Below are 15,145 nucleotides of genomic sequence, written 5' to 3' on the forward strand. Positions count from 1 at the left end.
ATTTAAATAGAAATTTTATGAAAAGACAAATAAAATCAGCAGTATTTTTAGGACTGCTTTGTATAGTAACTCTGTTTTCTTCCTGCCTGAAAAAGGATCTGCCTGCATATCCTTTATGGGATGGAACCAATATTGACAATGTATATCTGGAATACCGATATAATGGTGCCTTAAATTATAATGGTAGCCCAATAGTTGAATATAAAAGACTAACTGTCGCAAAAACTGTTGTAGATGCTACTAGTACTATAAATCTTGTAGTTACTGTTCCTGATGCAAATGGCTCATTTACAGCTGCTGAAAGAGATAAGGTAACTCAGAATGGTTTGATTATGTATTTTGATGTCTCTACTGCGGCTTCAGTTGCTCCTGTTTCAGGATCTCCAAAATTAGGAGAGCTCACAAATTTAGCTGTTCCTCAAAAATACGAAGTTACAGCAGCTAATGGAACGAAAAAGACGTGGACGATTACGGTCACTTCATTTATTAAGTAACCATTAGCTTGTCTATATTAGTTTAATAAAGCTGCCCGATAATAGTTGCGGGCAGCTTAATATCTAATTCTCTTTTAATTTTACTAACCAGATAAATAGCTGAAAATGAAGCTTAGCTTAATGGTATTACCTGCCTTTACCTGTTTATATCTTTACGGACAAAATATTGGTGTCGCTACAAAAGACAGACATACGATCCGATATAAAATTTGAGATAAAGCAAAATTAATTTCATGAGAAAATTATATATAATGATTTTGCTGATCGGCTTTTTTACCGCATCGGCACAGGTGTCAATTCCCTATACCATCGCTAAAACGCAATGGACTGAAACTCTGGGTAGCCAGCGTGCAGTGATCAATGTTGAAAATGCAAGTGATAATGTTCGGGTTAAAATTCCATGGAGAAGAAGGGACAATGATGCCGATCAGAAACGTTTGATTATTACTGATACTGAAGGAAAAGAAGTTAGGAATATTTTACGTGTTAATATTAATAGAGAACAAGTTGAATTAATATTTCAACCTATTAATGGTGCTGGTATCTATTATATTTACTATTTGCCATGGAAAGGTGATAAAGGAAATGGTTCCTTTAAAGGAGACTATCTAAGACCTGAGAATGCACCTGAAAAAGATTGGGTTGTAGCGCGTAACAATCTTCCATTAGCTGAGGTAAGAGGTATAGAAAGCCGTACCGACTTTGATAGTTTTTATCCCATGGAGGTAATTGCTACAGCTTCTGAAATTACTTCACTTGGCAAGAAGTACTCGCAATCTTTACTCTTATTTCCTGAAGACAGGAGAAATCCGATCCGTATGCGTCATGATATTCCTTTTAAATGGGTAGGGGAAACTCCTTCAGCTTTGTTTTCTGGTACTGCTGATCGCAATGAGTATTACACCTTTCAGATTGGTGCATTTGCGATAAAGCAGGAGGTGAAAAATCTAAAAATAACTTACTCAAAGTTACCTTTTAAAATCACTTGTTTTAATGTAGAAGGAAAAGACTCTAAGGGTAAGTATTTTACAAAAAGCATAGATGTTGCAAAAGGAGATGTTCAACCACTTTGGTTTGGAGTCGATATCCCTGAGCGTGCGAAACCAGGGAAGTATAATTTTGATGTGATTATTTCAGGAGTAGGGCTAGCAAAGCAGATTATTCCTGTTAAATTAACTGTTTCAGATCGGGTCATTGCAGAGCGTGGTGACGCTGAGCTATGGCGCCATTCTCGCTTACGCTGGCTAAACTCATCATTAGGCATTAGTGATGAAAATATAGCACCTTTTACCCCTCTGAAAGTTAATGGAAACAGCATTAAATCCAAAACTGGTGAGATAAAATTAAATGATCAGGGATTACCAATGTCAATAAAGGCAAAGGGAAATGAATTGCTAGATCAACCATTATTATTTGTAATAGAAACTTCTGAAGGATCAGAAAAACTAAAGGCGTCTATAATCAGCTTTAATAAAAGGGCGACTGGAATTGTAGAGTGGACAACACAATCGGAAAATGAAAAGCTGAAATTGATTTGCGAAGGCACTATGGAATCAGATGGGCATGTAAATTATAAATTTGCAGTTGTTCCTAAAAAAGATCTTGTGGTGAAAGATATCAGGTTGGAGTTGCCAGTTAAGGAGTCTATAGCAGAATATTTTATGGGGATGGGCCTACCTGGAATGATTTGCCCGACTGAATACAGCTGGAAGTGGAAGGGGCCTCAGGATTCTTTCTGGACAGGGAATGTAACGGCAGGAATTCATGTTGAATTAAGAGGGTCTGCCTATAGTGGGCCGCTTCTTAACCTTTATAAACCTTCTCCTCCACCTTCATGGTTTAATCAAAATAATGGTGGTTTTACTATTGGTAAAAATGGTAGTTGCATATTGAATACGATATATAGTGGGCAACGAGAGCTAAAGAAGGGAATAACCCTTCATTTTGAATTCGCATTATTGATTACACCTGTAAAAGATCAGGATACAGAAGGCCAGTTTGTGAACCGTTATTACCATAATGGAAGTGATCCGATTCCAAAAGAAGAAGACTTGAAAAGTGGTATAAAGATTTTTAATGTGCATCACGCAAACGCCATCAATCCTTATATAAATTATCCATTTACTACAATGGATACGATTAAGTCGGTGGCTAAAATCTGGCATGAAAAGGGATTAAAAGTTAAGCTCTATTATACTACCCGAGAACTTACTAACCAGGTTGCCGAATTATGGGCATTAAGGAGCCTGGGTACTGAAGTACTTGCAGATGGCAAAGGTGGAGGGTTTATGTGGCTCCAGGAGCATGTTGTTGATCATTATGATGCTCAGTGGTTTACCACCATAAATGGTTATGAGCGATCAGATGCTGCCTTGCTTACAAGTGGTGATAGCCGATGGTATAACTACTATATAGAAGGGTTGCATTGGTTAATTAAGCACACAGATATAGATGGTCTTTATCTTGATGATGTATCGTATGATAGAGGTATGCTGAAAAGAATGAGAAGGGTAATGGATGCAGTAAAACCAGGTTGTATTTTAGATCTACATTCTAATACAGGCTTTTCCAGAGGGCCGGCTACACAATACACAGAGTTTTTTCCTTATTTAAATAAACTATGGTTTGGCGAAAGTTTTCAGTATGATAAAATGTCGCCTGCTAACTGGCTGATAGAAGTTTCGGGTATTCCTTTCGGCCTCATGGGAGATATGCTTCATAGCGGAGGAAATCCGTGGCGCGGAATGGTGTATGGTATGACGGTTAGGTATCCCTGGTTTACAGAAGGTGTGAATTGCGATCCGAGAGAGATTTGGAAGATCTGGGATGATTTTGGTATTGAAAAGGCAAAAATGATAGGATATTGGGAACAGGGGAGTGTAATTAAAACAAGCGATTCAGATATTTTGGCAACTGCTTATGTAAGAGATAATAAATTATTAATTTCCATTGCCAGCTGGGCAAAACAGTCTGTAAATGTGAAATTGGAAATTGACTGGAAGAAACTGGGATGGAATCCTAAAAATAATATCATCACTGCCCGAAAAATCAATGGCTTTCAGGAAGGCAGAACATTCAACCTTACAGATCAAATACCAGTAGATCCAACAAAAGGTTGGTTACTGGAGATAAATTAACTATGAATTGCATTCGTAATAAGTGATATGCGTAAATCTTTAAAAAAGCCTTCCAGGTTACTGTCTCTTGACTTTATGCGAGGTCTCATTATGGTTTTATTAACTATGGAAAGTACTGAAGTTTACTATTATATCAGCAAAGCGATCAATAATAAGGATAGTATTGGTGGACATATAATCTCTCAGTTTTTTCATAATAACTGGTATGGCTTACGTTTTTGGGATTTAATACAACCGGCATTCATGTTTATGACTGGTGTTGCAATGACATATTCCCTGACAAAGCAAATTGAACAAGGTAAGCAGCGAGAAACCGCTGTAAAAACAAACGGATATTGGTTGAGCTATCTGAACACACGCTTGCAAAACGGTGAGGATTTTAACCTGATGAAAAATTACGATAGCCTGCTGAACAAGATTAGTCCTGCGAGCCTTAAGGCCGCGGCGCAGAAATACCTGAGCGGTGAAAACTATATCAGGTTGGTATTGATGCCAGAGAAAATGAAATAGTAAAGTTAGATAAAGAATAAATTTAGGTAATAATAGTTAATTGACTTCGGGAGTGGAGCTGGATGGCAGCTCCCGATTTATTATTAAAATAATAATCTCCCTATGATTAGAGCTACCAAAAATGAAAAGGGAATGGTCATTGATATTCTGACCAGATCTTTCTTAAATAACAAGAGCGTAAATTATTTGATCCCGCAGGACGGAATGAGATTGTTTCGCATCCATCGTATGATGGATTACTCCTTTGAGGTCTGTATGCTGTTTGGCAAGGTCTTTATCTCTGAAGACAGAAAGGCGTGCGCGCTTTTACTGTATCCCGATCTGAAAAAAAACAATTTTAGGTCAATTGCTCTTGATCTTAAGCTGATATTCAATTCCATTGGAATTAGAAATGTACTGAAGGCTATGAACCGAGAAAGCAAGATTAAGGCAAAGCAACCGAATGAACGAATGTCTTATTTGTGGTTTATAGGGGTTGATCCTAAATATCAGAAATTTGGGTTGGGCAAAAGATTGCTGGAAGAGGTGATCATCCATTGCACTGCTGAAAACAGGCCGATCTATCTGGAGACATCCACATTTGAGAACCTGCCCTGGTATAAAAAGTTTGGTTTCGAGGTCTATGACACCCTAAATATTTCCTATTGGTTGTATTTTCTAAAACGACCAATGTACTGATCCAAACTTTATCCAAATCAATCTACATTCTGCCTTATGCTAGTATTCAATTCCCAAATGCATGTGATTACATTCATTTTTTCGATTCTGGAGTTTGCGATGTTCTGTTATCAACTGATCCACTATCTTTCACGCCCGGAGGATCGGAGCCGTTTCTGGTATCTTATATTGCTGTTTCTTTTGATCGTGTACAATATTACTGGCGGTCTATTTCCCGACCCAAAATTTAATATTTCGATTATAGACCAGAACATCATCGCCTACGGGAGCGGCTTTCTAATGGCTTCCTATTTTCCTTATTTCTTCTACAAGGGACTTGAGTTTGACAAGCTGCGGTTCCATGCACTCTATGGCGTTCCCTTATTCCTGATTCTGCCCTATCTCATCTTCTTTGTGATCCTGTATTCCCTTACAGGAAACCTTGATTTTGCTGTTCGCTGGGGAATGATTGTTCCCTTTGTCTACTCGTTCATTATCGTGTTTGCCATCCTCAATGTGATCAGGGTAAAATACAAGGAACAAATAGAGGATGAATATCCGGTAACTAGACTGGAAGCGATGGCACTCTATTTTGCTATTTCGCCTTGGGTCTGTATGACGGTATTCGCGTATTTCCAAGTGGGCCAATGGGTGGAAGTCCTTTTTACCAATCTTGGCTTTGTGGTGATCACTGTCATCTTCATGTTCAGATCGGTCAGGAGATCAAGGATAGAATTTGAAAGGCTGAAGCTACTAGACAGGTTGGCACCGAACGAGGAAATTTTTGAAGACAACCTGAAAAAATATGATTTCACGCACCGGGAAATGGAGGTCATCCGGCTCATCCGCCTTGGCTACTCTTATCAGGAAATTTCGGAAAAACTGTTTATCGCAATTGCCACGGTCGGCAGGCATATCCAGAACATCCATTGCAAGGCGGACGTGAAAAGTAGACTGGCCCTACTTCGAAAATTGGAAACCCCTTAAAATTCCATCAGTTCCCTTGGATGGAGGTCAAGTCCTTGGGCAAGGGAAACAATAGTAGTTAATGCGATATCTACCTGACCTTTGGAGATTCTTTGAACATGGCTATATTCCAGACCAGCCCTTGCTGCAAGTCCACGCAGTGAGGGTTTTTTATCGCCATGTTTTTCTCCGTATGCCTTGAGCAGCGTTAACAGGTGGCCTCCAAACTTTAGCTTAGTTTCTTCTTTCCAATCCATGATGGAAAATTGACTTTAATCTTTGGATTGATTGACGTATGTACATATGTCAATTGGCGAAAAATGCTAGGAAATATGTAGATCAATGAGCAGGATTCTGTACAAAATTTAAAGTTATCGGCTACACATTTGTCATTGTCGATCGGGACGGTTCCTATCGAATCAAAAAACAACTCATAAAAGCCTATGGTAAGATAGCTACGATTGATCCGCGTGTGAAAACTAAATAATAGCCAGTGAACAGGTGCTGCGGAGGAACTTAATTTCATCTACTATGATCCAAGAGTTGAGCAGCAGAATGCTGAAACAGCTTGAAGCCGAACTGGAGGAAATCTCCTGCCAGACGGCTGATCCCCTGACCAAATTAACCACTGCCTTAAAGCCTATCAGGCAGGCACTCAAAAAGCTGAAGAGCTATCTTGATGACCATCCTTTTTCATCCGAGGCCGAGGAAATTAAGTTTTTCAAGTACATCAAGCCGGACTTTTATTGCTGGCAGATCTATTTTTCGGAACTCTACACCATTGAATCAGGTATCCCTTTTGGGGACGCAGAACAGCAGCGGCTCAATTTCGAGAATGAGCTGATCTATGTCGAGCGGTTCTTTAAGCAATATGGTTTCCATTACCAGTACTATAAGCTGAATGCAACTGAACTGGATCATCTTTACTTCATCAGGGGCATAGACAATGGCAGCGTTTTGATGCCGAATGTCCCTGAACTTGATCCAAACTTTTCAACCAGTAGCGATTACCTATTTTCCAAGATCAAAGCCTTTGAAATGCTGCGGGAATGGCTGAACGAGCGGATCATTTACTTCAAGAAAAATCCACTCTCAACGTATCAAGCAAATTCCGATACAGAAGAAATGCGCTGGACGGGCGACAGCATCAACCTTGCAGAACTGGCATTTGGCATTCACCGCTCTGGTCAGCTCAATAACGGAACTGCAAGCATCGGTTCAATTTTCAGGTGGTTGGAAGATAAGTTCCAGATCAGTATAGGCATTCCTTCTAAACGGCTGAGCGAGATCAGACGCAGGACAACTATCAGCCGTACCCGCTACCTCGACGAGATGATCGAGGCGGTAATTCAAAAACTGGATAAAGAAGACGAGTACAATCCGGACAGGCCAGCAAAAAGGTAGCGAAACTCTTTTGCTGTTATGCTGACTGGTAGCGACAATTAAAAATTTATTGATGGTATATACCATGATGGATCAGCCTAAACCTTGCAGCCTTCGAAAATTTGCAATGTAATTCCTGCCGTAATGGAGCGGCAGGATAAAAGAAAAACATTATGTTACAACAATTCACATGGCAGGATTTCTTAGTTACCACACTAGTGCTTACCATCATCTGGTATGTCGCCATCACGCTGATTTTTTACCGCAAGGAGTTCTTTGGGTTATTTAACCCCAGGGTAACTACCCGATCTCCTGAACGGCTTCCCCACCGCTGGGAAAAGGGAGTTGACGACTTAGCCGTTTCCTCGCAGGAAGCAGAGCCTGAGCTGATGGGCAAATCAAAGCTGCCCGAGGGAATGAACCGGGTCAGCAGCGATGGTTTTGGCTTTTCAGGCGGTGGTCAGGATGCAGATAGCAAGCTAGCACAAGTAGGCTTAGTGCCTGATGTACTGGAAGAACTTAAAGATGTGTTTGCAAGCCTGGCCGCTAATGACGGAGATAAACTGGACTTCATGGAAATGATGGAGGCCGTGAGGGAGAAATTTCCAAAGATCGCTTCCAATCCAAACATCAGCCGGATCAATGCTTTTGTGGCGGAAAACGCACCGTTTTATTTATCCAAAGACGAACTGGAGACACTCTGGGACTAAAGCTCATTGAAATTACAAACCCATTTTCCAACTCAATTTTTTCATTTCAAATCAATATTCATGAAATACCAATTCAATAATCATAATAAACAATTTTTTGCCAAATTCCTGCTTTTGGGCATTATTATATGCGCGTTTAATTTACTCAATACTTCTCCCCTTTTAGCGCAGGACGGCAATGCAGGGATCGCGGAAGCAACCAACAAAGTCAAGAGTTATTTTGATACGGGATGCGACCTGATGTATGCCATCGGTGCAGTTGTGGGCATCATCGGCGCTGTCAAGGTTTTCAACAAGTGGAATGCGGGCGAGCCGGATACCAATAAGGTAGCCGCGGCATGGTTCGGTAGCTGTATCTTCTTGGTTGTAGTGGCGACTGTCCTTAAATCTTTTTTCGGGATATAGTCATGGCCAGCATATATCAAATCAATAAGGGCGTAAATAAACCTATTGTTTTCAAGGGCTTGAAAGCGCAGTACATAGCGTATTTGGCTGTTGGATTGGTACTCTTGCTGATCTCTTTTGCAGTCCTGTACATCTCTGGCGTAAGTCTTTTCATCGTGTTGCCACTGATCTTGTCATTGGGAACGGTATTGTTTATCTCCACTTTCAGGTTAAGCCACAGGTTCGGTGAACACGGGCTGATGAAGTACCTGGCTCGACGTGGCCTGCCCAGAAGCCTGAAGTTCCGGTCAAGGCGATTATTCACAACTCTTAAGCATGTAAATCATGGTAGAAGCTAAGGAAATACTGCCGATCTACAAGGTGGAGCACGGCTGCATTTTGTCCATGCAGGGGGACATCACTTTAGCCTATGAAGTGACATTGCCGGAAATCTTTTCGTTATCAGACAGGGATTATCAGGCCTATCATCAGGCTTGGGTAAAAGCAATTCGGGTTCTGCCCCAGTTCAGTATCATGCACAAACAGGACTGGTTTACCGAAAGCGCTTACAAGGCGGATTTTGAAAAAACAGGAGATAGTTTTTTATCGCGAAGCAGTGAGCGGTTCTTTAACCAGCGGGAGTGCTTAGACCATAAGTGTTATATATTTCTGACCAAAAAACCGTTGGGTAGAAAACTTTCCTCTTCGGCTTACAGCAATATTCTTCGCAAGTCCATTACACCTGCACAGACCATTAACCCCGTTCTGTTCAGTGATTTTCTGGACAGCGCAGGGCAGTTTGAGCGGATACTGACCGATAGCGGTTTTATCTCGTTTCAGCGGTTAGGCGATGATGAGCTTGCAGGAACGACAACCAGGGCGGGCGTAATCGAGCGCTATGTTTTCTTGCTGGGTGCTTCCGAGACGCCAAGCATTTCGGATATACAGGTTAAAGATAACATCCGTGTAGGCGGTAAGCATGTGGAATTCTATACACTTTCCGATGCAGAGGATATGCCAGCATTGTGCGGTAGCCGGATCAATTACGATAAGTATAGCAATGACCGGACTAAGTTTTCCATCGGCTTTGCAAGTCCCCTTGGCAGTCTTTTAAGTTGTAACCACATATTGAACCAGTATGTATTTATTGAGGATGCGCAAAAAACGATCAAGAGACTGGAGGCTAAGAAGCTTCGCTTGCAGTCTTTATCGGGCTACTCCAGGGAGAATTCGATTTCTCGTGATGCGGTCAATGACTTCCTCAATGAAGCGATTGCTTCCCAGCGGCTTCCGGTAAAGGCGCATTTCAATGTACTCGTCTGGTCGGACGAAGCGGGTAAAGTAAAAGACCTAAAAAATTTGGTCGGTTCGGCAATGGCGCAGATGGATGCGGTGGCTAAGCGGGAGACCGACGGTCAGGCACAGATCTGGTTTGCTGGCCTCCCCGGCAATGAAGCTGACTTTCCCATGAACGATACCTTTGATACGTTCATAGAACAGGCGACCTGTTTTTTCAATCTGGAAAGTAATTATAGGTCTTCTGTTTCGGCTTTTGGGATGCGTATGGGCGACAGACTTTCTGGAAGACCTGTTCATGTAGACATATCCGACGAGCCGATGAAGCAAGGGATCACTACCAACCGGAACAAGTTTATCCTCGGCCCCAGCGGTTCTGGGAAATCCTTTTTTACCAATCACATGATCAGATCATATTATGAGCAGGGTGCCCATGTGGTGCTGGTCGATGTCGGGCACAGTTATAAGGGGCTTTGTGATCTGGTTGGGGGTTACTATTTTACCTACTCGGAGAACGACCCGATCAAATTCAATCCTTTTTATTTAACGGATGGCGACGTACTGGATACCGAGAAAAAAGAAAGTATCAAAACGCTGCTGCTTGCGCTATGGAAGAAAGACGATGAGAATTTCCGCAGGTCGGAGTACGTAGCCTTATCCAATGCGCTCACTTTATACTATAGTCACCTTGATCGCAATCCTGATATATTCCCCTGCTTCAATTCCTTTTATGAATACCTGATGTCCGAATACATGCAGGTGTTGGAGAATGGCAAGGTCAAGGAAAGGGATTTTGACGTCGGGAATTTTCTTTATGTGCTCAATCCCTATTATAAGGGTGGGGAATTCGACTATCTGCTCAATGCTACTGAAAACCTTGATCTGTTGCATGAACGGTTTATTGTTTTCGAGCTGGATGCGATAAAAGACCACGCTATTTTATTCCCGGTAGTTACGCTGATCCTAATGGAAATGTTCATCTCCAAGATGCGCAAGCTGAAGGGAATCCGTAAGGTCTTGCTGATCGAAGAATGCTGGAAAGCCATTTCCAAAGATGGGATGGCGGATTATATCAAGTACGTTTTTAAGACCGTAAGGAAATTTTTCGGAGAAGCGATCGTGGTTACCCAGGAGGTGGAAGACATCATTTCCTCACACATCGTGAAGCAGGCCATTATCAACAACTCCGATTGTAAGATTTTGCTCGACCAGAGCAAATACCAGAACAAGTTTGATGCGATACAGGAACTACTCGGCCTAACTGATAAAGAAAAGGCGCAGGTACTGTCGATGAACAAGGCCAATGATCCGAAGCGCAAATACAAGGAGGTCTTTATCTCCCTCGGCAGTCAACACAGTAAGGTCTACCGTACCGAGGTTTCCCCGCAGGAATACTACGCCTACACGACCGAGGAAAGCGAAAAGCTATTGGTTCAGCAATACGCCCAAAAGTACGGGAGCGTGCAGAAAGGTATCGCCATGCTAGTGCAGGACTTACAGAACAAAACTCAGAAACCTTAACCTATAAACTTATGAAAATGAGAATTAATTTATCCGGTCTTTCGCTCCTGACGCTTTTTTTCCTTTCGGTTCTTTTTGGTTGCAAGGACAATGATACCAGATCTTTTATGCCCGGTACCTACGTTAACCACGCTGAAGGAACCTATGCAGTAGCCGATGATACCCTGGTTGTTGAACATGCCGAAAACAACAATTACCTGATCCATCGAAGAACGGGGTTCAACCGCATTGAAAACGGAAAGAAAGGCAACCGGGAATATGAGACCGAAGAATGGAATGCCGTGTATGACCAGAAGCTTAAAACCCTGAGAGAAACACGCAGAGGCAAAATCCTCACCTTTTATCCCAAGGCAGGCAAACTGAAAGTCGGTAACAGGGAATACATCAAACTCAAATAGCCCAAACAAAATATGAAAAATATTAACCTGACCGGTGCATTTCCATGCATCGGCATAATCAAGAAATTTATGAAGAAGTATATGGCGATCCTGCCTTTGAGCACCATGACCCTGTTTGTGGGACTGCCCAAAGGGGCAAGTGCACAGATTGCGGTACTGGAAGTGATAAAGGCAGGCGTTAAAAAGGTCATCAAGGCGGTAGACCTAAAAGTCCAGCGTTTGCAGAACGAGACGATCTGGCTCCAGAACGCCCAGAAGGTTTTAGAGAACCAGTTGTCCAAGCTCAAATTAACTGAAATAGCGGACTGGACGGAAAAGCAGAAAGAGCAGTACGCGAAATATTACGACGAATTGTGGCGCATCAAGTCAGCCATTGCCTATTACAAGCGCATTAAAGACCTGACGCAGATACAGATGGACATTGTGGATGAGTACAAATGGGCTTGGGGGCTATTCCAAAAGGACAAACACTTTCAGCCCGAAGAACTGGACTACATGCAAAAAGTCTATTCTGGAATCCTTGACGAAAGTATTAAGAATTTAGACCAAATTTTTTTGGTGATCAATTCTTTCAAGACCCAGATGAGCGATGCGGCAAGGCTGGAACTGATCAGTAAAGCGGTCAGTGAAATGGAGGCTAATTATTCTGCCCTTAAGAAATTCAATTCTGGTAACATCGGCCTAAGCATCCAGCGATCTAAATCGCTGGATGAGACCGCTAAACTCAAGGAGATTTATGGGATCGAGTAAAATCAAAGCGTATATCATTGTCGGCCTGATGATTTTTGCAGGTATGGGTAACAGCTACGGGCAGACCTTCGCCGAATTTTTCAAGCAGAAAAAGACACAGAAAAAATACCTGCTGGAACAGATCGCTGCCCTTGAAATGTATGCCAGTTACCTTAAAAAGGGTTATGAAATCGTAAATGGTGGTCTGCAAACCATCAAGGATCTGTCTAATGGCGAGTTCAGCCTACACAATGCATTTATCAGTGGACTTAAAAAAGTAAGTCCTGTCATAAAGAATAATATCAAGGTAGCTGAGATCATCGAAATGCAGATCAGGATCGGGAAGGCATTTAACAGAATAAAATCCAATGCTAACCTGTCGCTTTCTAATCAACTCTACATTCAGGAAGTCAGGGAAAGCCTTTGGGAAGAGACCCTGAAAGACCTGGAGGAACTGCTCTTGGTGATTACTTCTGGTAAGGTAGAGATGAGTGACGATCAGCGCATAGAAAGGCTGGATAAACTCTACCGCTCCATGCAGGACAAGGCTGCATTTGCGCAAAGCTTCACAACCGAGATCAGTCAGTTTATCCGGCAAAAGGAAATGGAAAAGAAATCAATTGAACAATTAAGGAATCGCTATGAAATTCAGGAATGAAACAAGAATAGTCTATTGCCTGCTACTGATGCTTTTTACGGTGAGTATTTCAGCCAGGGCACAATCACAGGAAGCACAGCAATTGCTTTTGAATGTAGAAAAGCTCAGCCAGTTAAAGAACATTCTAGCCGATATGAAAAAAGGATATCAGGTGATCTCTGGCGGCTACAATGCAATAAAAGATATATCCCAGGGCAATTTTTCCCTGCACGAAGTCTTTTTAGATGGCTTGATGCTGGTCAGTCCCGAAGTAAAAAAGTTCAGGCGGGTAGCAGATATTGTCAGCTATCAGAAGAACATTGTTACCGAGTATAAACCCGCATTTAAGAAGTTCAATTCATCGGACACTTTCAATTCTGAAGAGCTGGGTTATTTGGGCAGGGTGTATAAGCAACTTTTCGACCAGAGTATAGATAACCTGGATGAACTGCTTATGATCATTACCTCTTCTAAATTGAGCATGAGTGATTCTGAACGGCTGGAGGCCATTGACCGGATTTTTACGGACGTGCAGGATAAGCTGGTCTTCCTTCGCGACTTCAACAGCAAGGCAATGTCACTTTCTTTAGCGAGGGAAAGGCAGAAAGCCGAACTGAAACATACGATGAGCCTTTATCCCTAACATTTACAACATGAAAACAATGATCAAATTATTGGGACTAATGGCACTTATGATGCTCTTGCTTCCCATTACATCCCATGCCCAAGGCCTTGCGGGACAGATCGGGGGATTGCACAGCGTACTGGAAAAAGTCTATGATGAAATGATCCCGCTTTGCGCCGAACTCATCGACGTAGCGAGGGGGATAGCTGGATTTGGCGCACTCTGGTATATCGCCAGCCGTGTATGGCGCCAGATTGCATCCGCCGAACCCATCGACTTTTACCCGTTATTGCGCCCCTTTGCACTCGGCCTTGCCATCGTCCTTTTCCCCGCCCTGCTTGGCGTGTTGAACGGGGTGCTCAAACCCACCGTTTCAGCAACTGGCGCAATGGTGAAAGATAGTAATCTTGTGATTAAAGAACTGCTCAAACGCAAAGAAGCAGAACTGAAAAAATCAACCAAATGGAAAATGTACGTTGGCGAAGATGGTTCTGGTAACCGTTCCGAGTGGTACAAATATACCCACCCGAAAGACCCCAATGGAGATGACGAGAACTGGCTGGAAGCTGTAGGCAATGACATTAAATTCTGGGCAGATCGGCAAGACTTTAAAATGCGGCATAGCTTTAAGCAGTTTATGAGCGAACTTCTGGAACTTGTTTATCAGGCGGCAGCGCTCTGCATCAATACGCTCCGTACCTTCTTTCTCATCGTCCTGGCCATCCTTGGGCCGCTGGTACTTGGTTTTGCGGTGTTTGACGGACTCCAGCATACTTTATCGGTCTGGGTGGCAAGGTATATCAACATCTTTTTATGGTTGCCCATTGCCAATATTTTCGGTGCAATACTCGGTAAAATACAGCAGAACATGATCAAACTGGATATCGAGGAAGTCGCACAGAATGGTGACACCTTCTTTTCTTCGACCGATACGGCGTACATGATATTTATGCTCATTGGAATAGTAGGATACTTTTGCGTGCCGACCGTAGCCAACTATGTGGTGCATGCAGGTGGCGGGAACAGCATACTGACCAAGATCAACAGCTTTAGCGCTGGAGGCTACAGAGAAACCAAACAGGGAGCCAACAACAGTATTGCCGGCATGAAGTACGGAGCAGGTATGATCGCTGATTCTTTCGGCGATGGGAAACGCCAGATGTCGGGAATGGCGGCAGCCTCAGGGCAGGATTACTTCAAGGATAAGTTAAGCGGTAAACCGAGCTAAAAAGCGAGCTCATGAGTACCAATAAAACTATAAGAACTGCGAATAAACCTAATTAAAAACCAACATTATGTTCACACAATTTAAAAATATAGATACGGCCTTTAAGCACATCAAACGGTTCAGTATTTTTCTGATACTGGCTTGTGTGGTTTTATCCGGATTTGCTATCTACAAAAGCTTTGATCTGGTAAAGACCATGCAATCAAAGGTATATATCCTGGCAAATGGAAAGGCTATCGAGGCCTTTAGTTCGGCAAGGAAAGACAACCTTCCGGTTGAGATCAGGGATCACATCAAGACCTTTCACCATTACTTTTTTACCCTTGATCCAGACGATAAGGTCATAAAAGCAAACCTTGGACAAGCGCTCTACCTTGCCGATGAAAGCGCACGAAAAACGGCTGATAACCTGAAAGAACAGGGTTATTATAACAACATCATATCGGCCAATATTTCCCAGGAAATCCAGG

The 15,145-nt window shown here is 42.4% G+C and carries 16 protein-coding genes and 1 pseudogene; 16 read left to right on the forward strand and 1 reads right to left on the reverse strand.

Going from position 1 to position 15,145, the window contains the following annotated elements; all coding sequences use genetic code 11:
* Window positions 1-17 precede the first annotated feature (17 nt).
* The 5 genes from VK541_RS02230 (at window position 18) to VK541_RS02250 (ending at window position 5,785) form a co-directional block, all read left to right on the forward strand.
* Window positions 18-494 (forward strand): DUF5018-related domain-containing protein, encoded by a 477-nt coding sequence (locus tag VK541_RS02230; RefSeq protein WP_324366499.1) that lies wholly within the window; start codon window positions 18-20, stop codon window positions 492-494.
* A gap of 233 nt (window positions 495-727) precedes the next feature.
* Window positions 728-3,631 (forward strand): glycoside hydrolase domain-containing protein, encoded by a 2,904-nt coding sequence (locus VK541_RS02235; RefSeq protein ID WP_324366501.1) that lies wholly within the window; start codon window positions 728-730, stop codon window positions 3,629-3,631.
* 105 nt (window positions 3,632-3,736) lie between these two features.
* Entirely contained in the window at window positions 3,737-4,141 is a 405-nt protein-coding gene (locus VK541_RS02240) for a hypothetical protein (RefSeq protein WP_324366503.1), read from the forward strand.
* Window positions 4,142-4,243: 102 nt separating this feature from the next.
* Window positions 4,244-4,819 carry a GNAT family N-acetyltransferase gene (locus VK541_RS02245; RefSeq protein ID WP_324366505.1) on the forward strand — a complete coding sequence of 192 codons (576 nt, stop codon included), beginning with the start codon at window positions 4,244-4,246 and terminating at the stop codon, window positions 4,817-4,819.
* Between the two features lie 57 nt (window positions 4,820-4,876).
* Complete coding sequence (locus VK541_RS02250; protein ID WP_324366531.1) at window positions 4,877-5,785, forward strand: helix-turn-helix transcriptional regulator; 909 nt, start codon at window positions 4,877-4,879, stop codon at window positions 5,783-5,785.
* On the opposite strand, the gene VK541_RS02255 is transcribed toward VK541_RS02250, so the two are convergent.
* Window positions 5,782-6,021: a helix-turn-helix domain-containing protein gene (locus VK541_RS02255; RefSeq protein ID WP_324366508.1), complete on the reverse strand. Its 240-nt coding sequence runs from the start codon at window positions 6,019-6,021 to the stop codon at window positions 5,782-5,784. The genes VK541_RS02250 and VK541_RS02255 overlap by 4 nt on opposite strands.
* A 274-nt stretch (window positions 6,022-6,295) precedes the next feature.
* Between VK541_RS02255 and VK541_RS02260 the strand changes: the two genes are divergently transcribed.
* The 11 genes and pseudogenes from VK541_RS02260 to VK541_RS02310 all read left to right on the forward strand — a co-directional run.
* On the forward strand, window positions 6,296-7,168 hold the full coding sequence (locus VK541_RS02260; RefSeq protein WP_324366509.1) for an RteC domain-containing protein: 873 nt from the start codon (window positions 6,296-6,298) through the stop codon (window positions 7,166-7,168).
* Window positions 7,169-7,320: 152 nt separating this feature from the next.
* Window positions 7,321-7,857 (forward strand): hypothetical protein, encoded by a 537-nt coding sequence (locus VK541_RS02265; RefSeq protein ID WP_324366511.1) that lies wholly within the window; start codon window positions 7,321-7,323, stop codon window positions 7,855-7,857.
* Window positions 7,858-7,917: 60 nt separating this feature from the next.
* Window positions 7,918-8,262, forward strand: a complete 345-nt coding sequence (locus tag VK541_RS02270) for a DUF4134 domain-containing protein (protein ID WP_324366513.1) — start codon at window positions 7,918-7,920, stop codon at window positions 8,260-8,262.
* Window positions 8,263-8,264: 2 nt separating this feature from the next.
* Window positions 8,265-8,600 carry a DUF4133 domain-containing protein gene (locus tag VK541_RS02275; protein WP_324366516.1) on the forward strand — a complete coding sequence of 112 codons (336 nt, stop codon included), beginning with the start codon at window positions 8,265-8,267 and terminating at the stop codon, window positions 8,598-8,600.
* Window positions 8,587-11,058 carry a TraG family conjugative transposon ATPase gene (locus VK541_RS02280; RefSeq protein WP_324366519.1) on the forward strand — a complete coding sequence of 824 codons (2,472 nt, stop codon included), beginning with the start codon at window positions 8,587-8,589 and terminating at the stop codon, window positions 11,056-11,058. Before VK541_RS02275 ends, VK541_RS02280 begins: the two co-directional genes overlap by 14 nt.
* 17 nt (window positions 11,059-11,075) lie before the next feature.
* Complete coding sequence (locus VK541_RS02285) at window positions 11,076-11,456, forward strand: hypothetical protein (RefSeq protein ID WP_324366521.1); 381 nt, start codon at window positions 11,076-11,078, stop codon at window positions 11,454-11,456.
* A 12-nt stretch (window positions 11,457-11,468) separates the two neighbouring features.
* Window positions 11,469-12,206 carry a conjugal transfer protein TraI gene (locus tag VK541_RS02290; RefSeq protein WP_324366524.1) on the forward strand — a complete coding sequence of 246 codons (738 nt, stop codon included), beginning with the start codon at window positions 11,469-11,471 and terminating at the stop codon, window positions 12,204-12,206.
* A complete protein-coding gene (locus VK541_RS02295) occupies window positions 12,193-12,843 on the forward strand; it encodes a hypothetical protein (protein WP_324366526.1) in 651 nt (216 codons plus the stop codon). The genes VK541_RS02290 and VK541_RS02295 overlap by 14 nt, the downstream gene beginning before the upstream one ends.
* Window positions 12,827-13,465, forward strand: coding sequence for a TerB family tellurite resistance protein (locus tag VK541_RS02300; RefSeq protein ID WP_324366528.1), 639 nt, complete (start codon window positions 12,827-12,829; stop codon window positions 13,463-13,465). Before VK541_RS02295 ends, VK541_RS02300 begins: the two co-directional genes overlap by 17 nt.
* A 10-nt stretch (window positions 13,466-13,475) precedes the next feature.
* Entirely contained in the window at window positions 13,476-14,675 is a 1,200-nt protein-coding gene (gene traJ / locus VK541_RS02305; RefSeq protein WP_324366529.1) for a conjugative transposon protein TraJ, read from the forward strand.
* Between the two features lie 67 nt (window positions 14,676-14,742).
* Window positions 14,743-15,145 (forward strand): annotated as a pseudogene (locus VK541_RS02310) (conjugative transposon protein TraK); the annotation flags it as partial.

Source organism: Pedobacter sp., assembly GCF_035317785.1.
In the GTDB taxonomy this organism is placed as follows: domain Bacteria; phylum Bacteroidota; class Bacteroidia; order Sphingobacteriales; family Sphingobacteriaceae; genus Pedobacter.

Bases quoted from the DNA above. Each gene is read 5' to 3' on its own strand.
- VK541_RS02230 (WP_324366499.1), top strand. From the start codon at position 18: ATGAAAAGACAAATAAAATCAGCAGTATTTTTAGGACTGCTTTGTATA.
- VK541_RS02235 (WP_324366501.1), top strand. From the start codon at position 728: ATGAGAAAATTATATATAATGATTTTGCTGATCGGCTTTTTTACCGCA.
- VK541_RS02240 (WP_324366503.1), top strand. From the start codon at position 3,737: ATGGAAAGTACTGAAGTTTACTATTATATCAGCAAAGCGATCAATAAT.
- VK541_RS02245 (WP_324366505.1), top strand. From the start codon at position 4,244: ATGATTAGAGCTACCAAAAATGAAAAGGGAATGGTCATTGATATTCTG.
- VK541_RS02250 (WP_324366531.1), top strand. From the start codon at position 4,877: ATGCATGTGATTACATTCATTTTTTCGATTCTGGAGTTTGCGATGTTC.
- VK541_RS02255 (WP_324366508.1), bottom strand. From the start codon at position 6,021: ATGGATTGGAAAGAAGAAACTAAGCTAAAGTTTGGAGGCCACCTGTTA.
- VK541_RS02260 (WP_324366509.1), top strand. From the start codon at position 6,296: ATGATCCAAGAGTTGAGCAGCAGAATGCTGAAACAGCTTGAAGCCGAA.
- VK541_RS02265 (WP_324366511.1), top strand. From the start codon at position 7,321: ATGTTACAACAATTCACATGGCAGGATTTCTTAGTTACCACACTAGTG.
- VK541_RS02270 (WP_324366513.1), top strand. From the start codon at position 7,918: ATGAAATACCAATTCAATAATCATAATAAACAATTTTTTGCCAAATTC.
- VK541_RS02275 (WP_324366516.1), top strand. From the start codon at position 8,265: ATGGCCAGCATATATCAAATCAATAAGGGCGTAAATAAACCTATTGTT.
- VK541_RS02280 (WP_324366519.1), top strand. From the start codon at position 8,587: ATGGTAGAAGCTAAGGAAATACTGCCGATCTACAAGGTGGAGCACGGC.
- VK541_RS02285 (WP_324366521.1), top strand. From the start codon at position 11,076: ATGAGAATTAATTTATCCGGTCTTTCGCTCCTGACGCTTTTTTTCCTT.
- VK541_RS02290 (WP_324366524.1), top strand. From the start codon at position 11,469: ATGAAAAATATTAACCTGACCGGTGCATTTCCATGCATCGGCATAATC.
- VK541_RS02295 (WP_324366526.1), top strand. From the start codon at position 12,193: ATGGGATCGAGTAAAATCAAAGCGTATATCATTGTCGGCCTGATGATT.
- VK541_RS02300 (WP_324366528.1), top strand. From the start codon at position 12,827: ATGAAATTCAGGAATGAAACAAGAATAGTCTATTGCCTGCTACTGATG.
- traJ (WP_324366529.1), top strand. From the start codon at position 13,476: ATGAAAACAATGATCAAATTATTGGGACTAATGGCACTTATGATGCTC.